Annotated in this window: 18 protein-coding genes and 1 riboswitch; of the genes, 15 read left to right on the top strand and 3 right to left on the bottom strand. The window is 64.7% G+C overall.

From position 1 onward, the window contains the following. Positions 1–89: 89 nt before the first annotated feature. Genes QCL51_RS19185 through purM form a run of 3 tightly spaced genes read right to left on the bottom strand, consistent with a single transcriptional unit; the run spans position 90 to position 2,520 of the window. On the bottom strand, positions 90–800 hold the full coding sequence (locus QCL51_RS19185) for a DUF3108 domain-containing protein (protein ID WP_021782527.1): 711 nt from the start codon (positions 798–800) through the stop codon (positions 90–92). 8 nt (positions 801–808) lie between these two features. After that, positions 809–1,462 (bottom strand): phosphoribosylglycinamide formyltransferase, encoded by a 654-nt coding sequence (purN, locus tag QCL51_RS19180; protein ID WP_021782526.1) that lies wholly within the window; start codon positions 1,460–1,462, stop codon positions 809–811. Continuing rightward, entirely contained in the window at positions 1,462–2,520 is a 1,059-nt protein-coding gene (gene purM / locus QCL51_RS19175; RefSeq protein WP_021782525.1) for a phosphoribosylformylglycinamidine cyclo-ligase, read from the bottom strand. Before purM ends, purN begins: the two co-directional genes overlap by 1 nt. 369 nt (positions 2,521–2,889) lie before the next feature. Here purM and QCL51_RS19170 point away from each other — a divergent pair, with 369 nt between their 5' ends. From QCL51_RS19170 to QCL51_RS19100, 15 genes are all read left to right on the top strand, one after another. Then, entirely contained in the window at positions 2,890–3,957 is a 1,068-nt protein-coding gene (locus tag QCL51_RS19170) for a DUF2066 domain-containing protein (RefSeq protein WP_021782524.1), read from the top strand. A 12-nt stretch (positions 3,958–3,969) separates the two neighbouring features. After that, on the top strand, positions 3,970–5,043 hold the full coding sequence (locus QCL51_RS19165) for an AI-2E family transporter (protein ID WP_021782523.1): 1,074 nt from the start codon (positions 3,970–3,972) through the stop codon (positions 5,041–5,043). A gap of 179 nt (positions 5,044–5,222) precedes the next feature. Then, the gene (gene hda, locus QCL51_RS19160; RefSeq protein ID WP_003252443.1) at positions 5,223–5,930 is read left to right on the top strand and encodes a DnaA regulatory inactivator Hda; all 708 of its coding nucleotides are present in this window, start codon (positions 5,223–5,225) and stop codon (positions 5,928–5,930) included. 127 nt (positions 5,931–6,057) lie between these two features. Next, a complete protein-coding gene (locus QCL51_RS19155) occupies positions 6,058–6,696 on the top strand; it encodes an NlpC/P60 family protein (protein WP_021782522.1) in 639 nt (212 codons plus the stop codon). Between the two features lie 140 nt (positions 6,697–6,836). Continuing rightward, entirely contained in the window at positions 6,837–7,370 is a 534-nt protein-coding gene (locus QCL51_RS19150) for a C40 family peptidase (RefSeq protein ID WP_021782521.1), read from the top strand. A gap of 122 nt (positions 7,371–7,492) precedes the next feature. Further along, positions 7,493–7,714, top strand: a riboswitch (cobalamin riboswitch). Positions 7,715–7,833: 119 nt separating this feature from the next. Then, positions 7,834–8,445: a cob(I)yrinic acid a,c-diamide adenosyltransferase gene (gene cobO, locus QCL51_RS19145; protein ID WP_014754250.1), complete on the top strand. Its 612-nt coding sequence runs from the start codon at positions 7,834–7,836 to the stop codon at positions 8,443–8,445. Further along, entirely contained in the window at positions 8,442–9,737 is a 1,296-nt protein-coding gene (locus QCL51_RS19140) for a cobyrinate a,c-diamide synthase (protein WP_021782520.1), read from the top strand. The genes cobO and QCL51_RS19140 overlap by 4 nt, the downstream gene beginning before the upstream one ends. Beyond that, positions 9,734–10,384: a 5,6-dimethylbenzimidazole synthase gene (bluB, locus tag QCL51_RS19135; RefSeq protein WP_021782519.1), complete on the top strand. Its 651-nt coding sequence runs from the start codon at positions 9,734–9,736 to the stop codon at positions 10,382–10,384. The genes QCL51_RS19140 and bluB overlap by 4 nt, the downstream gene beginning before the upstream one ends. Next, the gene (cbiB, locus tag QCL51_RS19130) at positions 10,381–11,289 is read left to right on the top strand and encodes an adenosylcobinamide-phosphate synthase CbiB (protein WP_021782518.1); all 909 of its coding nucleotides are present in this window, start codon (positions 10,381–10,383) and stop codon (positions 11,287–11,289) included. Before bluB ends, cbiB begins: the two co-directional genes overlap by 4 nt. Next, positions 11,282–12,274, top strand: coding sequence for a threonine-phosphate decarboxylase CobD (gene cobD, locus QCL51_RS19125; protein ID WP_084850376.1), 993 nt, complete (start codon positions 11,282–11,284; stop codon positions 12,272–12,274). The genes cbiB and cobD overlap by 8 nt, the downstream gene beginning before the upstream one ends. Beyond that, the gene (locus tag QCL51_RS19120; protein ID WP_338444028.1) at positions 12,271–13,725 is read left to right on the top strand and encodes a cobyric acid synthase; all 1,455 of its coding nucleotides are present in this window, start codon (positions 12,271–12,273) and stop codon (positions 13,723–13,725) included. Before cobD ends, QCL51_RS19120 begins: the two co-directional genes overlap by 4 nt. 1 nt (position 13,726) lies before the next feature. Then, the gene (cobU, locus tag QCL51_RS19115; protein ID WP_003252463.1) at positions 13,727–14,248 is read left to right on the top strand and encodes a bifunctional adenosylcobinamide kinase/adenosylcobinamide-phosphate guanylyltransferase; all 522 of its coding nucleotides are present in this window, start codon (positions 13,727–13,729) and stop codon (positions 14,246–14,248) included. Further along, complete coding sequence (gene cobT, locus QCL51_RS19110) at positions 14,245–15,300, top strand: nicotinate-nucleotide--dimethylbenzimidazole phosphoribosyltransferase (protein ID WP_101196193.1); 1,056 nt, start codon at positions 14,245–14,247, stop codon at positions 15,298–15,300. The genes cobU and cobT overlap by 4 nt, the downstream gene beginning before the upstream one ends. Beyond that, positions 15,297–15,863 carry an alpha-ribazole phosphatase family protein gene (gene cobC / locus QCL51_RS19105; protein ID WP_021782514.1) on the top strand — a complete coding sequence of 189 codons (567 nt, stop codon included), beginning with the start codon at positions 15,297–15,299 and terminating at the stop codon, positions 15,861–15,863. Before cobT ends, cobC begins: the two co-directional genes overlap by 4 nt. Position 15,864: 1 nt before the next feature. Next, on the top strand, positions 15,865–16,587 hold the full coding sequence (locus tag QCL51_RS19100; protein ID WP_338444026.1) for an adenosylcobinamide-GDP ribazoletransferase: 723 nt from the start codon (positions 15,865–15,867) through the stop codon (positions 16,585–16,587).

Here is a 16,587-nt window from a genome sequence, read left to right as displayed (position 1 = left end):
CAGGGAGGTATGCCGCCTGAACGGGTCTCTTCGCAGCAAAGAAAAGCCCCGCACTGGGCGGGGCTTCAGGTGTTGCAGGCAGTGCAGGATCAGTTGCCCTTCACCGGCTTGCCATCGACCGTGCCATCCTGCAACACGATCACGTACTCCTTGCCATCGGTCTCTACCTGGCGCAGTTGCACCAGCAGGTAGTCCCAGTTCTTGGCGAACCACAGCTCGGTAATGCGCTTGCTCTGGCTTGGATCGCGCACGCGCTCGACCTTCACTGCATCGACCTGGCCGGTCTTGGTGGTGACCTTTTCGGTGCCCAGCACGCGGAAGTCGTAGGTGTCGATCTCGTCGCCGTCGACCACCTGATAGGTCATGCTCTTCTTGCCTGCGGCCACGTCGTGCTGCAGGGCCAGTTGGTAGGACGACTTGTCCAGTACACCGCGGTTCAGTGGCAGGCTGACGGCATCGCCACGGTCGCTACCGGTGACCTTCTTGGTGCTCCAGTCGAAGTTCAGGTCTACCTTTTTGGCCTTACCCAGGCCGCCACGCTCGAAGTGGTACTTCTGCGGCAGCAGGGTGTCGTTGTCCAGACGCAGGGTGCTTTCCTCGGTCAGGCTGGCGATCATCATGGAAGCCTTGAAGTTAAGGTCCCAGGTACCGTTGGCATTTTTGACCAGGCTGCGCTCGGCGGTGCCGCTCATGGGCAGCTGTTTCCAGTCGGCGGTGTAGCTGGCCGAGAAGGGCTTCAGATCAGCTGCCTGGAGGGGCAGGGCGAGCACGGCGAGAGCCAAGAGCAGGGCGCGACGCATAAATTCTCCTAGGATCGAATCAAGTGACCGCTGGCCGCCAGTGGCTGGCCGTCCAGTAATGCACCCTGTTCGCCAAGACGCAAGCGCCCTTCAGCGAACCAGCGCACCGCCAGTGGGTAGATCAGGTGTTCCTGATGGTGTACCCGCTGTGCCAGGCTTTCGACGGTGTCGTCAGACGCCACCGGTACCACAGCCTGTACGACCAGTGGGCCGCCATCGAGTTCCTCAGTCACGAAGTGTACGCTGCAGCCATGCTCGGCGTCGCCAGCTTCCAATGCCCGGCGATGCGTATGCAGGCCCTTGTACTTGGGCAGCAGCGATGGGTGGATATTGAGCAGGCGGCCCTGATAGTGGCGCACGAAGTCGCCACTGAGGATGCGCATGAAACCGGCCAGCACCACCAGGTCCGGGGCAAAGCCGTCGATGTGCGCCATCAGCGCGGCATCGAAGGCTTCCCGGCCGTCGAACTGGGTGTGGTCGAGCACGACGCTGTCGATGCCGGCCGCCGCAGCGCGCTTCAGGCCGAAGGCATCGGCGCGGTTGGATACGACCGCGCGGATACGCACCGGGCTGTCCTGCCCTTGGCAGCTGTCGATCAGGGCTTGCAGGTTGCTGCCGGAGCCCGACAGCAGTACCACTACATTGCAGGTCTTGCTCGGCATCAGTGTGCCTTGAGGTTCTGCAGCTCGACCTGGGCAGCGCCTTCGGCGGCTTCGGCGATGTGGCCGATGACCCACGGTTGCTCACCGGCGGCACGCAGTTCGTTCAGGGCGGCTTCGACCTGGTCCTGGCCTACGCAGATGACCATGCCCACACCGCAGTTCAGTACGCGGTGCATTTCGTGCTCGTCGACGTTGCCTTTTTCCTGCAGGAAGTCGAACACCGCCGGGCGCTGCCAGCTGGCCACGTCAACCACGGCCTGGGCGTTTTTCGGCAGTACGCGCGGGATGTTGTCCAGCAGGCCGCCGCCGGTGATGTGGGCCATGGCCTTGACTGCGCCGGTGTTTTTGATCAGTTGCAGCAGCGGTTTGACGTAGATGCGGGTCGGCGCCATCAGCAGGTCGGTCAGCGGCTTGCCGTCCAGCTGGGTGTTCTCGATATCGGTAGCCGACACTTCGAGGATCTTGCGGATCAGCGAGTAGCCATTGGAGTGCGGGCCCGAGGACGGCAGGGCGATCAGCGCGTCGCCGGTGGTAACCTTGGAGCCGTCGATGATCTCGGCCTTTTCCACCACGCCTACGCAGAAACCTGCCAGGTCGTAGTCTTCGCCTTCGTACATACCAGGCATTTCGGCGGTTTCACCACCGACCAGCGAGCAGCCGGCCAGTTCGCAACCGGCGCCGATGCCGGTGACCACGGTGGCGGCCACGTCAACGTTCAGCTTGCCAGTGGCATAGTAGTCGAGGAAGAACAGTGGCTCGGCGCCGCAGACGACCAGGTCGTTGACGCACATGGCGACCAGGTCCTGGCCAATGCTGTCGTGCTTGTTCAGGTTCAGTGCCAGGCGCAGCTTGGTGCCGACGCCGTCGGTGCCGGAGACCAGCACCGGCTGCTTGTAGCCGGCCGGGATCTCGCAGAGGGCGCCGAAGCCGCCCAGGCCACCCATGACTTCAGGGCGTGCGGTGCGTTTTGCCACGCCCTTGATGCGTTCGACCAGTGCTTCGCCGGCGTCGATGTCTACACCGGCGTCCTTGTAGCTCAGGGAGGGTTGCTTGCTCATTGATCCAGGCCTTTAGGAGGGAGGGATTCTTAAAAACGACCATGACGGCCAAGGCCGGCTGGTAAGCGGCGGCGGTCTGAAACGTCAGTGGTCTGTGAAGGCGCGCGATTTTATCAGGGTTGCCGGGCAGCGGCCATCCTCAGGCCGACGGGCAGGGCATGAAAAAGATAATTAGTTGGGGCGTTCGCCTTGAGGGAACAGCGATGCGCCGCGCGGGCAGGCGCGCGATCTCACTGGCGCTGAACCGCTCAAGGCGAACACCGGTAAGCCCGACAACACCTGCAAGCAATCTTTCACGCCCCGCGGCTGGTTACCTGGCGCCCCCGTGTATAAGGTATAGGCATTGCGGTAACTGGACAGGAATCCTCCATGCGTTTGTTCAATATTCTGGCAGCCGGTTGCCTGGCGCTGATCTCGGCCACTGCCCTGGCTGAAAATGTCTCAGGCCTTTATCAGGTGCGCGAGCCGGTCACCGGGCCGGGCGCCGAAGCCCGTACCGAGGCCACGGCCAAAGCTCTGGACACGTTGGTGCAGCGTCTGACTGGTGACCCAAAGGCAGCGCAAAGCCCGGCGTTGGCCGAGCTGCGTAAGGACCCTCGGCAAATCATCAACCAGGTGGGCAGCGAAGCCGGCCCGCCCGAGTCGGTGGTGGTCGAGTTCGACCCTGGTAGCACCGAGCGGGCTTTGCGCAAGGCTGGCCTGGCCCTGTGGGGCAGTAACCGGCCCTCGATACTGGGGTGGTGGTTGAACGACAGTGTTGAGGGCAGCAGCCTGGTCGGTGATGGCCAGGCCAGTGCCCAACCCCTGCGCCGCGCCGCGCAGCACCGTGGTCTGCCGCTGCGCTTGCCGCTGGCCGACCTGCAGGAGCAACTGGTCGCCAATGCCAAGCAGATCGAAGGTAGCGACCCGGCGCAGCTGCGCGAAGCATCCGAGCGCTACGGTGCCGATGCTTTGCTGGCGGTACATGCCCAGGAAGCCGACGGCAAGTGGCAGGGCAAGTGGCAGCTGTGGCTGGGCGACCAGCGTGAGCAGGGCAATGCCGAGGGTGCCGATCAGGCAGCCTTGGCTGACGCGGTGATGCTGGCGGTGAGCAGCCGCCTGGCACCGCGCTACGTTACCCGGCCGGGTGCCAGCAGCCAATTGCAGGTGCAAGTGCAGGGCATGAACCTGCAGCGCTACGCCGAACTGGCCCGCGTGCTGGAGCCCTACGGCCCACACTTGCAGGCGGCCGAAGGCACTACCTTGACCTACGGCGTTACTGGCAATCGTGAACAGTTGCGTGCCCAGCTTGGCCTGGCCAAGCTGCAGGAAGTGCCCGTAGAGCAGGCGCCCGCGGTGCCGGCCATGCCAGCACCGGCAGTGGACGCCGCTGCCGGGGAGGCCGTACCTGCGCAGCCAGCGCCCAAGCCGTTCGACGGCTTGCGTTTTCGCTGGTAAGGGGCGCTCGCCGTGACCGACATGCGTCGCTGGATCTGGCTGGGCGCTGCGCTGCTGATCGCTGTGCTGCTTTATAGCCTGCACAGCATCCTTACGCCGTTCCTGGTCGGCATCATGCTGGCCTACCTGGCTGACCCGCTGGTCGATCGCCTCGAGCGCCTGGGGCTATCGCGTACCTGGGGTGTGGTGGTGGTGTTCGGCCTGTTCACCCTGGTGCTGTTGGGCTTGTTGCTGGTGCTTGTGCCGATGCTGGCCAAGCAGTTGGTGCGCCTGTACGAATTGGTGCCGCAGATACTCGATTGGCTCGAGCATGTAGCGCTGCCGTGGGTACAGGGCAGCCTTGGCCTGGCCGAGGGCTTCTGGAAGTTCGACAAGATCAAGGCCGCCATTGGCGCGCACATGGGGCAGACCACCGATATCGTCGGCATGCTGCTGTCCCATGCTACCGCCTCCAGCCTGGCGTTGGTGGCCTGGCTGGCCAACATGGTGCTGATCCCGGTAGTGGGCTTCTATCTGCTGCGCGATTGGGACCTGATGATGGGCAAGCTGCGCGGCCTGCTGCCGCGCCAGCGCGAGCCGCAAGTGATGGGCCTGGCAGGTGAATGCCATGAAGTGCTGGGCGCATTCGTGCGCGGGCAACTGATGGTGATGCTGGCTCTGGGCATCATCTATTCTGCCGGGCTTATGCTGGTAGGGCTCGAACTCGGTCTGCTGATCGGCATGCTCGCAGGCCTTGCGGCCATCGTGCCGTACATGGGCTTCATCATTGGCATTGGTGCTGCGCTGGTGGCCGGCCTGTTCCAGTTCGGTGGCGACCTGTACCCGATGCTGGGCATCGTTGCCGTGTTCATGGTCGGGCAGGCACTGGAGGGTATGGTGCTGACCCCGCTGCTGGTGGGCGATCGCATCGGCCTGCACCCGGTTGCGGTAATCTTTGCCATCCTCGCCGGTGGCGAACTGTTCGGCTTTACTGGCGTGCTGCTGGCGCTGCCGGTGGCAGCGGTGATCATGGTGCTGCTGCGGCATGTGCATGCTCTGTACAAGGAATCGGACATGTACGCCGGGAATATCGACCCGGAGCTTTGAACGCCACGCGTTTTGTCTTGGGCCTTTTCGCGCCTGCATCCGCGGTTCGCTTGCACAGCGCAACTTGTTGATTTTGCTTGCCCTATCCGCAGTCGAGATTGTGCGCCCCGCGTTGCGGGTATAGACTTTGCACATTGTTCACCAAAGGCCCCCTGCGGTCCTGTCGACCGCCCGCGAGCATGAAACCACCGATCCAGTTGCCCCTGGGTGTGCGCCTGCGCGATGACGCCACCTTCATCAACTACTATCCGGGCGCCAATGCTGCGGCATTGGGTTACGTCGAGCGGCTATGCGAAGCCGACGCCGGCTGGACCGAGAGCCTTATCTACCTGTGGGGCAAGCAGGGTGTTGGCCGTTCCCACCTGCTGCAGGCTGCCACCCATCGCTTCCAGCAACGCGGCGAGCCCGCTGTCTACCTGCCCCTGGCGCAATTGCTCGATCGTGGCGTAGAGCTGCTCGACTACCTGGCCCAGTACGAACTGGTATGCATCGACGATCTGCATGTGATCGCCGGCAAGGCCGATTGGGAAGAGGCCATGTTCCACCTGTTCAACCGCCTGCGCGACAGCGGCCGACGCTTGCTGCTGGCAGCCTCGGCATCACCGCGCGAGCTGCCGATCAAGCTGCCGGACCTGAAGTCGCGCTTGACCCTGGCCCTGGTGTTCCAGATGCGCGGCCTGTCCGACGAAGACAAGCTTCGCGCCTTGCAGCTACGTGCTTCGCGCCGTGGCCTGCACCTCACCGACGAAGTCGGCCATTTCATCCTCACCCGCGGCGCGCGGAGCATGAGCGCGTTGTTCGACTTGCTCGAGCGTCTCGACCAGGCCTCATTGCAGGCACAACGCAAGCTCACCATTCCTTTTCTTAAGGAAACCCTCGGCTGGTAACCCCCTGAAAACACTGGGCCAGAGCGGTAGAACAAAAAAGTCACATCTTTTTCGATAAAATTTGCAAATGGCCATGATAGAGGGCATAGTTTCACCCTTCTAAAGGATTACAGACACGGTCGTGCCCATGCTGAAGCGCTTCGCACCCCTCGTGCCACTCGCACTCGTGACCCTGCTTTTTGGCTGCGCGGCCCAAGGCCCGGTATCTCAGCCCCAGGATCACACCCCGGTCACCGCACAATCGGCAATCAAGGCCAAAGCCTCTCCCTCGGCGGTATTCGGCGAGCCGGAAGAGCTGGCCACCGAAGATGACCTGGCGTCTTTCTCTGGCAGCAAGCCTTACCAATTGCCCGTTCTGGCTGACAGCATTCTCGAGCGCGGCATGTCGTTGATCGGCACCCGCTACCGCTTCGGTGGTACCTCGGAAAAGTCCGGCTTCGACTGCAGTGGCTTCATCGGTTACCTGTTCCGCGAAGAGGCGGGCATGACGCTACCGCGCTCCACGCGTGAAATGATCAAGGTAGATGCGCCAAAAGTGGCCCGCAACAAACTCAAGCCAGGTGACTTGCTGTTCTTCAGCACCAATGGCCGAGGCCGGGTGAGCCATGCCGGCATCTATCTGGGTGACAATCAGTTCATCCACTCCAGCAGCCGCCGCAGCGGCGGTGTGCGCATCGACAACCTCGGTGATCGCTACTGGAGCAAGACCTTCATTGAAGCCAAGCGAGCCTTGGCCATGGCGCCGACCAACATCGCGCGCAACTGATGTCAAAATGATGTACCCTGCCGCGGCGGTGATGCTTTGAAAAAAAGCACACCGCCGTGCGCATTTACAGAAAGCGTCTAATCTAAATTCTCAACTCTTTTCGGCTGCAGCGCAGCGGTCTCAGACAGGATGTTCTGGCCATGGTAAAGATGGCGCGCTTCGCATTTCTCTCCTTGGCAGCCTTGCTGGCTGCATGCTCCAGCCGTGCGCCTGCGCCGGCCCCTGTGGTACAGCCGCAGGTTACCTATAGCCAACCCAGTCCTTCACCGGTTGCCGATGACGTGCTGATTCGTGCCATTGGTCTGGTTGGCACGCCTTATCGTTGGGGTGGCAATACGCCGGACTCCGGCTTCGACTGCAGCGGCCTGATCAAATATGTGTACCGTGATGCTGCCGGCATCAGCCTGCCGCGCTCGACACGAGAGATGATCGTCATGCGTGCACCGACGGTGGATGCCAGTTCACTGCAGTCCGGTGACCTGGTGTTCTTCGCCACCAGTGGCGGCTCGCAGGTCAGCCATGCCGGCATCTATGTAGGGGACGGGCGCTTCGTGCATGCGCCCTCCACGGGTGGCACTGTCCGCCTGGACTACCTCTCCAACAGCTACTGGGCCAAGGCCTACCTGCAGGCCAAGCGGGTGATTCCGCAAGGGCATCTGGCGCAGAACCCCTGATGTCCATGCCTGTTCAGCGGCCCCGTTGAGCTCGGGGCCGCTAGCGGCTGCCGAGATTCATGTTGCTTTGCTCACCCGCCTGATCACCCGCTTCGATTGACGCTCCCGGTGCAACCCTCTAACCTTCGCGGCGTGTTTCAGGTGCCCTGCCAGCCCCGACTGGGCAGGGTGAAACTGGGAAGCCGGTGGGCGCCAGCATGGCGCGATTCCGGCGCTGCCCCCGCAACGGTAAATGAGTAAAAGGCCGCGCAGGGCCACTGGATGCCAGCATCCGGGAAGGCGCGCAGGCCAGGGCAAAGGCCCACTCACAAGCCCGGAGACCGGCCTGATACTGCCAACGGCATCACGGAGGGTGATGCGCGGTGCACCGTGGCGCCCTGCCATGGCCTCTGCGCGTTCTCCGTTTGCCTGCCTATTACCTGTCGCCGCGCGTTGCCGTGGTGCCAGCCAGCGGAGAACCCTGATGAGCGAATCCACCGAACGCGACGAACGCCACCTGGCGCGCATGCAGCGCAAGAAGGCGGTCATCGACGAACGCATCGCCAATTCCCCTAACGAATGCGGCCTGCTGCTGGTGCTGACCGGCAATGGCAAGGGCAAGAGCAGTTCGGCCTTCGGCATGCTCGCGCGCGCCTTGGGCCATGGCATGCAGTGCGGCGTGGTGCAGTTCATCAAGGGCCGCAACAGCACCGGTGAGGAACTGTTCTTCCGTCGCTTCCCCGAACAGGTGCGCTACCACGTGATGGGCGAGGGCTTTACCTGGGAAACCCAGGACCGCCAGCGTGACATTGCTGCTGCGCAAGCCGCCTGGGCGGTGTCGCGCCAGTTGTTGCAGGACCCAGGTGTACAGTTCGTGGTGCTGGACGAGCTCAACATCGCCCTCAAGCATGGTTACCTCGACCTGGACCAGGTACTGTCCGACATTCAGGCCCGCCCGCCCATGCAGCATGTGATTGTCACTGGCCGCGCTGCGAAGCCCGAGATGATCGAGCTGGCCGATACCGTGACCGAAATGGGCATGCTCAAGCACGCCTTCCAGGCCGGTATCCGCGCACAGAAAGGCGTCGAACTGTGAGTCGATCGCGCCACTGTCCCGCCGTGTTGATCGCGGCACCGGCCTCTGGCCAGGGCAAGACTACCGTCACTGCTGCGCTGGCCCGCCTGCACCGTAACCTCGGGCGCAAGGTGCGGGTGTTCAAGTGCGGGCCCGACTTTCTTGACCCGATGATTCTCGAACGGGCCAGTGGCGCGCCGGTGTATCAGCTGGACCTGTGGATGATCGGTGCCGAGGAAAGCCGTCGCCTGCTGTGGGAGGCTGCCGGCGAGGCTGACCTGATCCTCATCGAAGGGGTGATGGGGCTGTTCGACGGCACCCCGTCTAGCGCCGACTTGGCACGCCACTTTGGCGTGCCGGTGCTGGCGGTGATCGATGGCACAGCCATGGCCCAGACCTTCGGCGCCCTGGCTCTGGGCCTGGCGCGTTACCAGGCCGATCTGCCGTTCGCCGGCGTGCTGGCCAATCGGGTAGGCAGCCTGCGCCATGCGCAACTGCTGGAAGGCAGCCTGACCGAAGGCTTGCGCTGGTATGGCGGCTTGTCCCGCGAGCGCGGCATCGAACTGCCCAGCCGCCACCTGGGCCTGGTGCAGGCCAGCGAGCTGAATGACCTGGATACCCGTCTGGACGCTGCCGCCGAAGCGCTGGGTGCCAGTTGCGATGCGGCGTTGCCGCCGCCAGTGAGCTTTGCCGAGCCCGAACCGCAAACCTGCGCTGCCTCGCTGGCCGGTGTGCGCATTGGCGTGGCGCGGGACGAGGCGTTCGCCTTCACGTATGGCGCTAACCTCGACCTGCTGCGCAACCTTGGTGCCCAGCTGGTGTTCTTCTCTCCGCTGCACGACCGCGAACTGCCGGCAGTCGACAGCCTGTATCTGCCGGGTGGTTATCCAGAGCTGCATCACCATGCGCTGGCCGCCAACGCACCGATGTGCGAAGCAATCCGCGCCCACCATGCGCAGGGCAAGCCATTGCTGGCCGAGTGCGGTGGCATGCTGTACCTGCTCGATGCCCTGACTGACGTGGCCGGTGAACGTGCCGAACTGCTCGGCCTGCTGCCGGGTGAAGCCACCATGCAGAAGCGCCTGGCCGCCCTGGCGCTGCAGGCAGTGGAGCTGCCGGAGGGGACCTTGCGCGGTCACACCTATCACCATTCGCTGACCAGTACTGCGCTGGAACCGATTGCCCGCGGTCTGAGCCCCAACGGCGGGCGTGGCAACGAGGCGGTCTATCGTCTGGGCCGGCTGACGGCCTCTTACGTGCACTTCTATTTCCCTTCCTGCCCGGATGCGGCGGCGGCGCTGTTGCGACCATGAATGATCACGCCTATAGCGACGCCGAGCGCGCCGCAATCTACCGGGCCATCGGCGAGCGCCGCGACATGCGCCATTTCGCGGGTGGCCAGGTAGCGCCCGAGCTGCTTGGCCGCTTGCTGGCCGCCGCGCATCAGGCGCCCAGTGTCGGGCTTATGCAGCCATGGCGATTTATCCGTATCACCCGGCGTGACCTGCGCGGGCGCATCCAGGCCTTGGTGGAGGCGGAGCGGATACGCACGGCCGAGGCATTGGGCGAGCGATCCGATGCCTTCATGAAACTGAAGGTGGAGGGCATAAACGATTGCGCCGAGCTGCTGGTGGCGGCCTTGATGGACAACCGCGAACCACACATCTTCGGCCGCCGCACCCTGCCGGAGATGGACCTGGCCTCGCTGGCCTGTGCCATCCAGAACCTGTGGCTGGCCGCGCGTGGCGAAGGGCTGGGCATGGGCTGGGTGTCGCTGTTCGACCCGCAGGCGTTGGCCGCGCTGCTGGGCATGCCCGCCGGTGCCAAGCCGGTGGCGGTACTGTGCCTTGGGCCGGTCGCCGAGTTCTACCCGGTGCCGATGTTGGTGCAGGAAAACTGGGCCGAAGAGCGGCCGCTGAGTGAAATGCTTTACGAAAACCAATGGGGAGAGCGTCAATGAGCGTGGCCTTGCTGACCGTGGCCGGGGTGGCCCTGGACGCGTTGCTGGGCGAACCACAGCGCCGCCACCCCTTGGTGGCCTTCGGCAATATGGCTGGCAACCTTGAGCGCCGTCTGAATGCTGGCGGGCGCGGCTGGCGTAGCCACGGCGTGAGTGCGTGGTTTCTGGCGGTGGTGCCGCTGACCCTGGTGGCGCTGGTCCTTTCGTGGCTGCCATATATCGGCTGGCTGGTTGACGTACTGGCGCTTTACTGCGCCGTGGGGCTGCGCAGCCTGGGCGAGCATGTGCTGCCGGTGGCCAACGCTTTGCGCCAGGGCGATCTGGCGGAGGCGCGGCGCCGGGTTGGCTACCTGGTCAGCCGCGAAACGCGCGAACTGGACGAGCCAGCAGTGGCCCGAGCGGCGACCGAGTCGGTGCTGGAGAACGGCAGCGATGCAGTATTCGCCGCGTTGTTCTGGTTTGTGGTGGCCGGTGCGCCCGGCGTGGTGCTGTACCGCCTCAGCAACACGCTGGATGCCATGTGGGGCTATCGAAACGAACGCTTCGAGCGCTTTGGCTGGTGCGCGGCGCGCATCGACGATGTGCTCAACTATATACCTGCAAGGCTGGTGGCCCTGACGTATGCCCTGTTGGGCAAGACCCGTCTGGCCCTGGTCTGCTGGCGCAAACAGGGCCCGCTGTGGGATAGCCCCAACGCCGGGCCGGTGATGGCTGCCGGCGCCGGTGCGCTGGGCGTGGAGCTGGGTGGCCCGGCGGTGTACCACGGCGAGTTGCATGAGCGGCCGCGCCTGGGCGAGGGGCCAGTGGCCGATGCCGATGCCATCGAGCGCGGCTGGCAGTTGGTGCAGCGCGGCGTGTGGCTGTGGCTGCTGGTGATCTGCCTGGGGGCGTATATCAATGCTTGAACATGGTGGCCGCCTGCTTCGCGCGGTGCAGCAATACGGTATCGCCCGTGAGCAGTGGCTCGACCTGTCCAGCGGCATTGCGCCCTGGCCATTCCCGATCCCGCCGATTCCCGTCGACGCCTGGGCCCGCCTGCCGGAAACCGAGGACGGCCTGGAGGACGCCGCGCGCGCGTATTACGGCGCCCGCCAGTTGCTGCCGGTCGCCGGCTCCCAGGCCGCGATCCAGGCCTTGCCGCTGCTGCGAACAGCCGCCCGGGTAGGCGTGCTGACGCCGTGCTATGCCGAACACCCCTATGCCTGGCAACGGGTGGGGCACCAACTGCTGGCGCTGGAGGAGGCGCAAGTTGAGGCTGCGCTCGACGGCCTCGATGTGCTGGTGCTGGTGAACCCCAACAACCCGACCGGCCACCGGGTATCGCGCGAACGCCTGCTGGCTTGGCATGCCCGCCTGGCTACCCGCGGTGGCTGGCTGCTGGTCGACGAAGCATTCATGGACAACACCCCGGCAGACAGCGTGGTGGACTGCGCCGAACGCCCGGGGCTGATCGTGCTGCGCTCGTTTGGCAAGTTCTTCGGCCTGGCCGGCGTGCGCCTGGGCTTCGTTGCCGCCGAACGCAGCTTGCTGCTGCGCCTGGCCGAGCTGCTCGGCCCATGGACCGTCAATGGCCCGACCCGAGTACTGGCCCAGGCCAGTCTGGCTGATCAAGCTGCCCAGCGCGCGCAGGCCGAACGCTGTGCTGCTGCCAGCCAGCGGCTTGCGCACGTGCTGCACACGGCCGGCCTGGCGCCCAGCGGTGGCTGCGACCTGTTCCAGTACGTGCGTAGCGCGCATGCTGCGCGACTGCATGAATTTCTCGCCCGGCGCGGCATCCTTGTACGGTTGTTCGAACAGCCAGCGGCCGTGCGCCTGGGGTTGCCTGCCTGCGCCGCGGACGAACAACGCCTGGCCCAGGCCTTGGCGGCTTATCAAAAGGAAACGGCATGACGACCCTCATGGTGCAAGGCACCACCTCCGACGCAGGCAAGAGCACATTGGTGACCGCGTTGTGCCGCTGGCTGCTGCGCCAGGGGGTCGCTGTGGTGCCATTCAAGCCACAGAACATGGCGCTGAACAGCGCGGTGACGGCTGATGGCGGCGAAATCGGCCGTGCCCAGGCGGTGCAGGCCCAGGCCTGCCGGCTACAACCGCACACCGACATGAACCCGGTGCTGCTCAAGCCCAACAGCGATACCGGCGCCCAGGTCATCATCCACGGTCGCGCGGTCACCAGCATGAATGCAGTGGCCTACCACGACTACAAGACCACGGCCATGCAGGCAGTGCTGGCTTCTCACCAGCGCCTGAGTGCCGCGTACCCGGTGGTCATGGTCGAAGGCGCGGGTTCGCCGGCAGAGATCAACCTGCGTGCCGGCGATATTGCCAACATGGGCTTTGCCGAAGCGGTGGATTGCCCGGTGATCCTGGTGGCCGACATCAACCGCGGTGGAGTATTCGCCCATCTGGTGGGCACGCTGGAATTGCTGTCGCCCACTGAACAGGCGCGGGTCAAAGGTTTTGTCATCAACCGCTTCCGTGGCGATATCGCCCTGCTGCAGCCAGGGCTGGACTGGCTGGAACAACGCACCGGCAAACCGGTGCTGGGCGTCCTGCCTTACGTTACTGACCTGCACCTGGAAGCCGAAGACGGCATCGATGTGCGCCAGGGCGTCAAGCACGAGCGTGTGCTCAAGGTGATCGTGCCGGTGCTGCCGCGTATCAGTAACCACACCGACTTCGACCCGCTGCGCCTGCACCCGCAGGTGGACTTGCAGTTCATCGGCCCGGGCCAGCCGATTCCGGCTGCCGACCTCATCATCTTGCCGGGCTCCAAGAGCGTGCGCGGCGACCTGGCACAACTGCGCGAGCGCGGTTGGGACAAGGCTATCGAGCGGCACATGCGCTATGGCGGCAAGCTGATCGGTATCTGCGGTGGCCTGCAGATGCTGGGGCGCGAAGTGCATGATCCGCTGGGGCTGGAGGGGGCCGCAGGTTCAAGTCAGGGGCTCGGCCTGCTCGACTATGCCACGGTGCTCGAAGCCGAGAAGCAACTGCGAAATGTTGCCGGCACACTGAGCCTTGGGGCGGCAACGGTAACCGGTTATGAAATTCATGCTGGCGTGACCACCGGGCCTGCTCTGGAGCAACCCGCAGTCCAACTGGCTGATGGCCGCCATGATGGTGCTGTCAGTGCCGATGGCCAGATCCTCGCCACCTACCTGCATGGCCTGTTCGAAGGCAGCCAGTCGTGTGCCGCGCTATTGCGCTGGGCCGGGCTGGAGGATGTGCAGGTTATCGACTACGAAGCGTTGCGCGAACACGACATCGAGCGCCTGGCCGATCTGGTGGAAAAGCACCTGGACACCGCACAATTGCGCCAGCTGTGTGGGGTGGCCTGATATGCGTAACCTGATCCTCGGTGGTGCCCGGTCTGGCAAAAGCCGCCTGGCTGAACAGTTGGCCAGTGCCAGCGGCTTGCCGGTGACCTACATCGCCACCAGCCAGCCGCTGGATGGTGAAATGAACGAACGCGTGTTGCTGCATCGCCAGCGTCGGCCGGATGACTGGGGGTTGATCGAAGAGCCCTTGGCCCTGGCTGCGGTACTGCGCGCCGAGGCGGCCGAAGGGCGCTGCCTGCTGGTGGATTGTCTGACCCTGTGGCTGACCAATTTGTTGATGCTCGAAGATGACCAGCGCCTGGCCGAGGAGCGTGATGCCCTGTTGGCGTGCCTGGAACAGTTACCTGGCACCCTTATCCTGGTCAGTAACGAAACCGGCCTGGGCGTGGTGCCCATGGGCGAGCTGACCCGGCGCTATGTCGACCTGGCCGGCTGGCTGCACCAGGCTGTGGCCGAACGCTGTCAGCGTGTCGTGCTGACCGTGGCCGGCCTGCCCCTAATTCTCAAAGGACCTGCACTATGACCCAAGCCTGGTGGCGTGACGCCTGCCAACCCCTCGACAACGCCGCCATGGACCAGGCCCGCGCCCGTCAGCAGCAACTGACCAAACCTGCTGGCTCGCTCGGCCAACTTGAAGAGCTGGCCATTCAGCTGGCTGGCCTTCAGGGCCTTGAACGACCAGCACTGGATCAGGTAGCTATCACCATTTTTGCAGGCGACCACGGCGTGGTCGAGGAGGGCATCTCGGCCTACCCGCAGGCGGTGACCGGGCAGATGCTGCGTAACTTCGTCGGCGGGGGCGCGGCGATCAGTGTGCTGGCGCGGCAACTGCAGGCCAGCCTGGACGTGGTCGACCTGGGCACCATTGACGCGCAGTTGGAGCTGCCCGGCGTGCGCCATCTGCGTCTGGGCGCCGGTACTGCCAACTTTGCCCGTCAACCCGCGATGAGCGAAAACCAGCTGCAAGCGGCCTTGCAGGCCGGCCGCGACAGTGCCCAGCGCGCTGCCGAACAGGGCGCGCAGCTGTTCATCGGTGGCGAGATGGGCATTGGTAACACCACCGCCGCCGCAGCCTTGGCCAGTGTTCTGCTAGGGTGCCCGGCGTCGGCGCTGAGCGGTCCGGGTACCGGCCTGGACAACGCCGGGGTGCAGCACAAGGCCGAAGTCATCGAGAGGGCACTGCGCCTGCATGGCCTGCGTGCTGAAGACCCGTTGCAGGTACTGGGCTGTGTTGGCGGTTTTGAGATCGCGGCGTTGGCCGGTGCCTACCTCGGTTGCGCGCAGGCGGGTGTCGCGGTGCTGGTGGATGGCTTTATCTGCAGTGTCGCTGCGCTCGTGGCAGTGCGCCTCAACCCGCAGTGTCGGGCCTGGTTGTTGTTCGCTCACCAGGGGGCTGAGCCTGGGCACAAGGGCTTGCTTGCTGCGCTGCAGGCCGAACCCTTGCTGGCCTTGGGCTTGCGACTGGGTGAGGGCAGTGGCGCTGCCCTGGCGGTGCCGCTGTTGCGCCTGGCCTGTGCGCTGCATGGGCAGATGGCGACCTTTGCCGAGGCCGCGGTGGCGGACCGCCCGGCATGATCCTCGACTTGCTGCGCCATGGTGAAACGGAACAGGGCGGCCTGCGTGGCAGCCTTGATGATGCCTTGACCGACAAGGGCTGGCTGCAGATGCGCCGCGCCGTGGCCGACGCCGGTCCATGGCAGGTGCTGGTCAGCTCGCCGCTGCAGCGCTGCGGGCGTTTTGCCGATGAGCTGGGTGCGCAATTGAAACTGCCAGTGCAGCGTGAGCCCGCCCTGCAGGAACTGCACTTCGGTGATTGGGAGGGCCAAACTGCGGCGCAGATCATGGAGCACCAGGCCGATGCACTGGGGCGTTTCTGGGCCGACCCTTACGCCTTCACACCGCCCAATGGCGAACCGGTCGAGGCGTTCGCCGAACGGGTGCTGGCGGCGGTCGAGCGTTTGCGCCTTCAGCATGCCGGCAAGCGCGTGCTGCTGGTGACCCATGGCGGCGTGATGCGGCTGTTACTGGCCCGTGCCCGTGGCTTGCCCAGGGAGCAGTTGCTGCAGGTCGAGGTTGGCCATGGCGCATTGATGCGGCTGGCGGCAGGTGACGACGGGCAACTGGTCGAGGCGCCCTGAGATGTTGCCGTTCTGGATCGCCTTGCAGTTTCTCAGCAGCCTGCCGGTGAGTCTGCCGGGCATGCCGGCACCGCGTGAGGTGGGGCGTTCGCTGCTGTACTACCCGCTGGTCGGGCTGCTGTTCGGCTTGCTGCTGTGGTTGGCCAGTCATCTGCTACAGGGCACGCCGCCGCCGCTGCACGCGGCTTTGCTGCTGACGTTGTGGGTACTGCTCAGTGGTGCCTTGCACCTGGATGGCCTGGCGGACAGTGCCGACGCCTGGCTAGGTGGTTTCGGCGACCGTGAACGCACTTTGCGGATCATGAAAGACCCGCGCAGTGGGCCGATAGCCGTGGTCACCCTGGTCTTGGTGTTGTTGCTGAAGTTCTGCGCATTGTGGGTGCTGGTCGGGCAGGGCGTCGGGGCGCAATTGCTGCTGGCGCCGTTGATCGGGCGGGCGGCGATGTTGGGCCTGTTCCTTGGCACACCTTATGTGCGACCGGGCGGGTTGGGCCAGGCGTTGGCCGAATATTTGCCCCGGCGTGCAGCCGGGAGGGTGTTGCTGGTTTGTGTGGTGTTCTGCCTGTTCCTGGGCGGATGGAGCGTGCTGCTGGCGCTGGCGGTGTTTGCCTGGTTGCGGCATCTGATGTGCCGGCGCCTGGGCGGGACCACCGGGGATACCGCAGGCGCGTTGCTGGAGTTGCTGGAGCTGGCCGTTGTGCTCGGGTTGGCGCTGGGGCTTTGA

Origin of the sequence: Pseudomonas sp. LTR0, assembly GCF_036630035.1 — a bacterium.
In the GTDB taxonomy this organism is placed as follows: Bacteria; Pseudomonadota; Gammaproteobacteria; order Pseudomonadales; family Pseudomonadaceae; genus Aquipseudomonas; species Aquipseudomonas putida_Y.
Note: the sequence above shows the minus strand (reverse complement) of the source record. Positions and strands in the feature narration are given on the sequence as shown.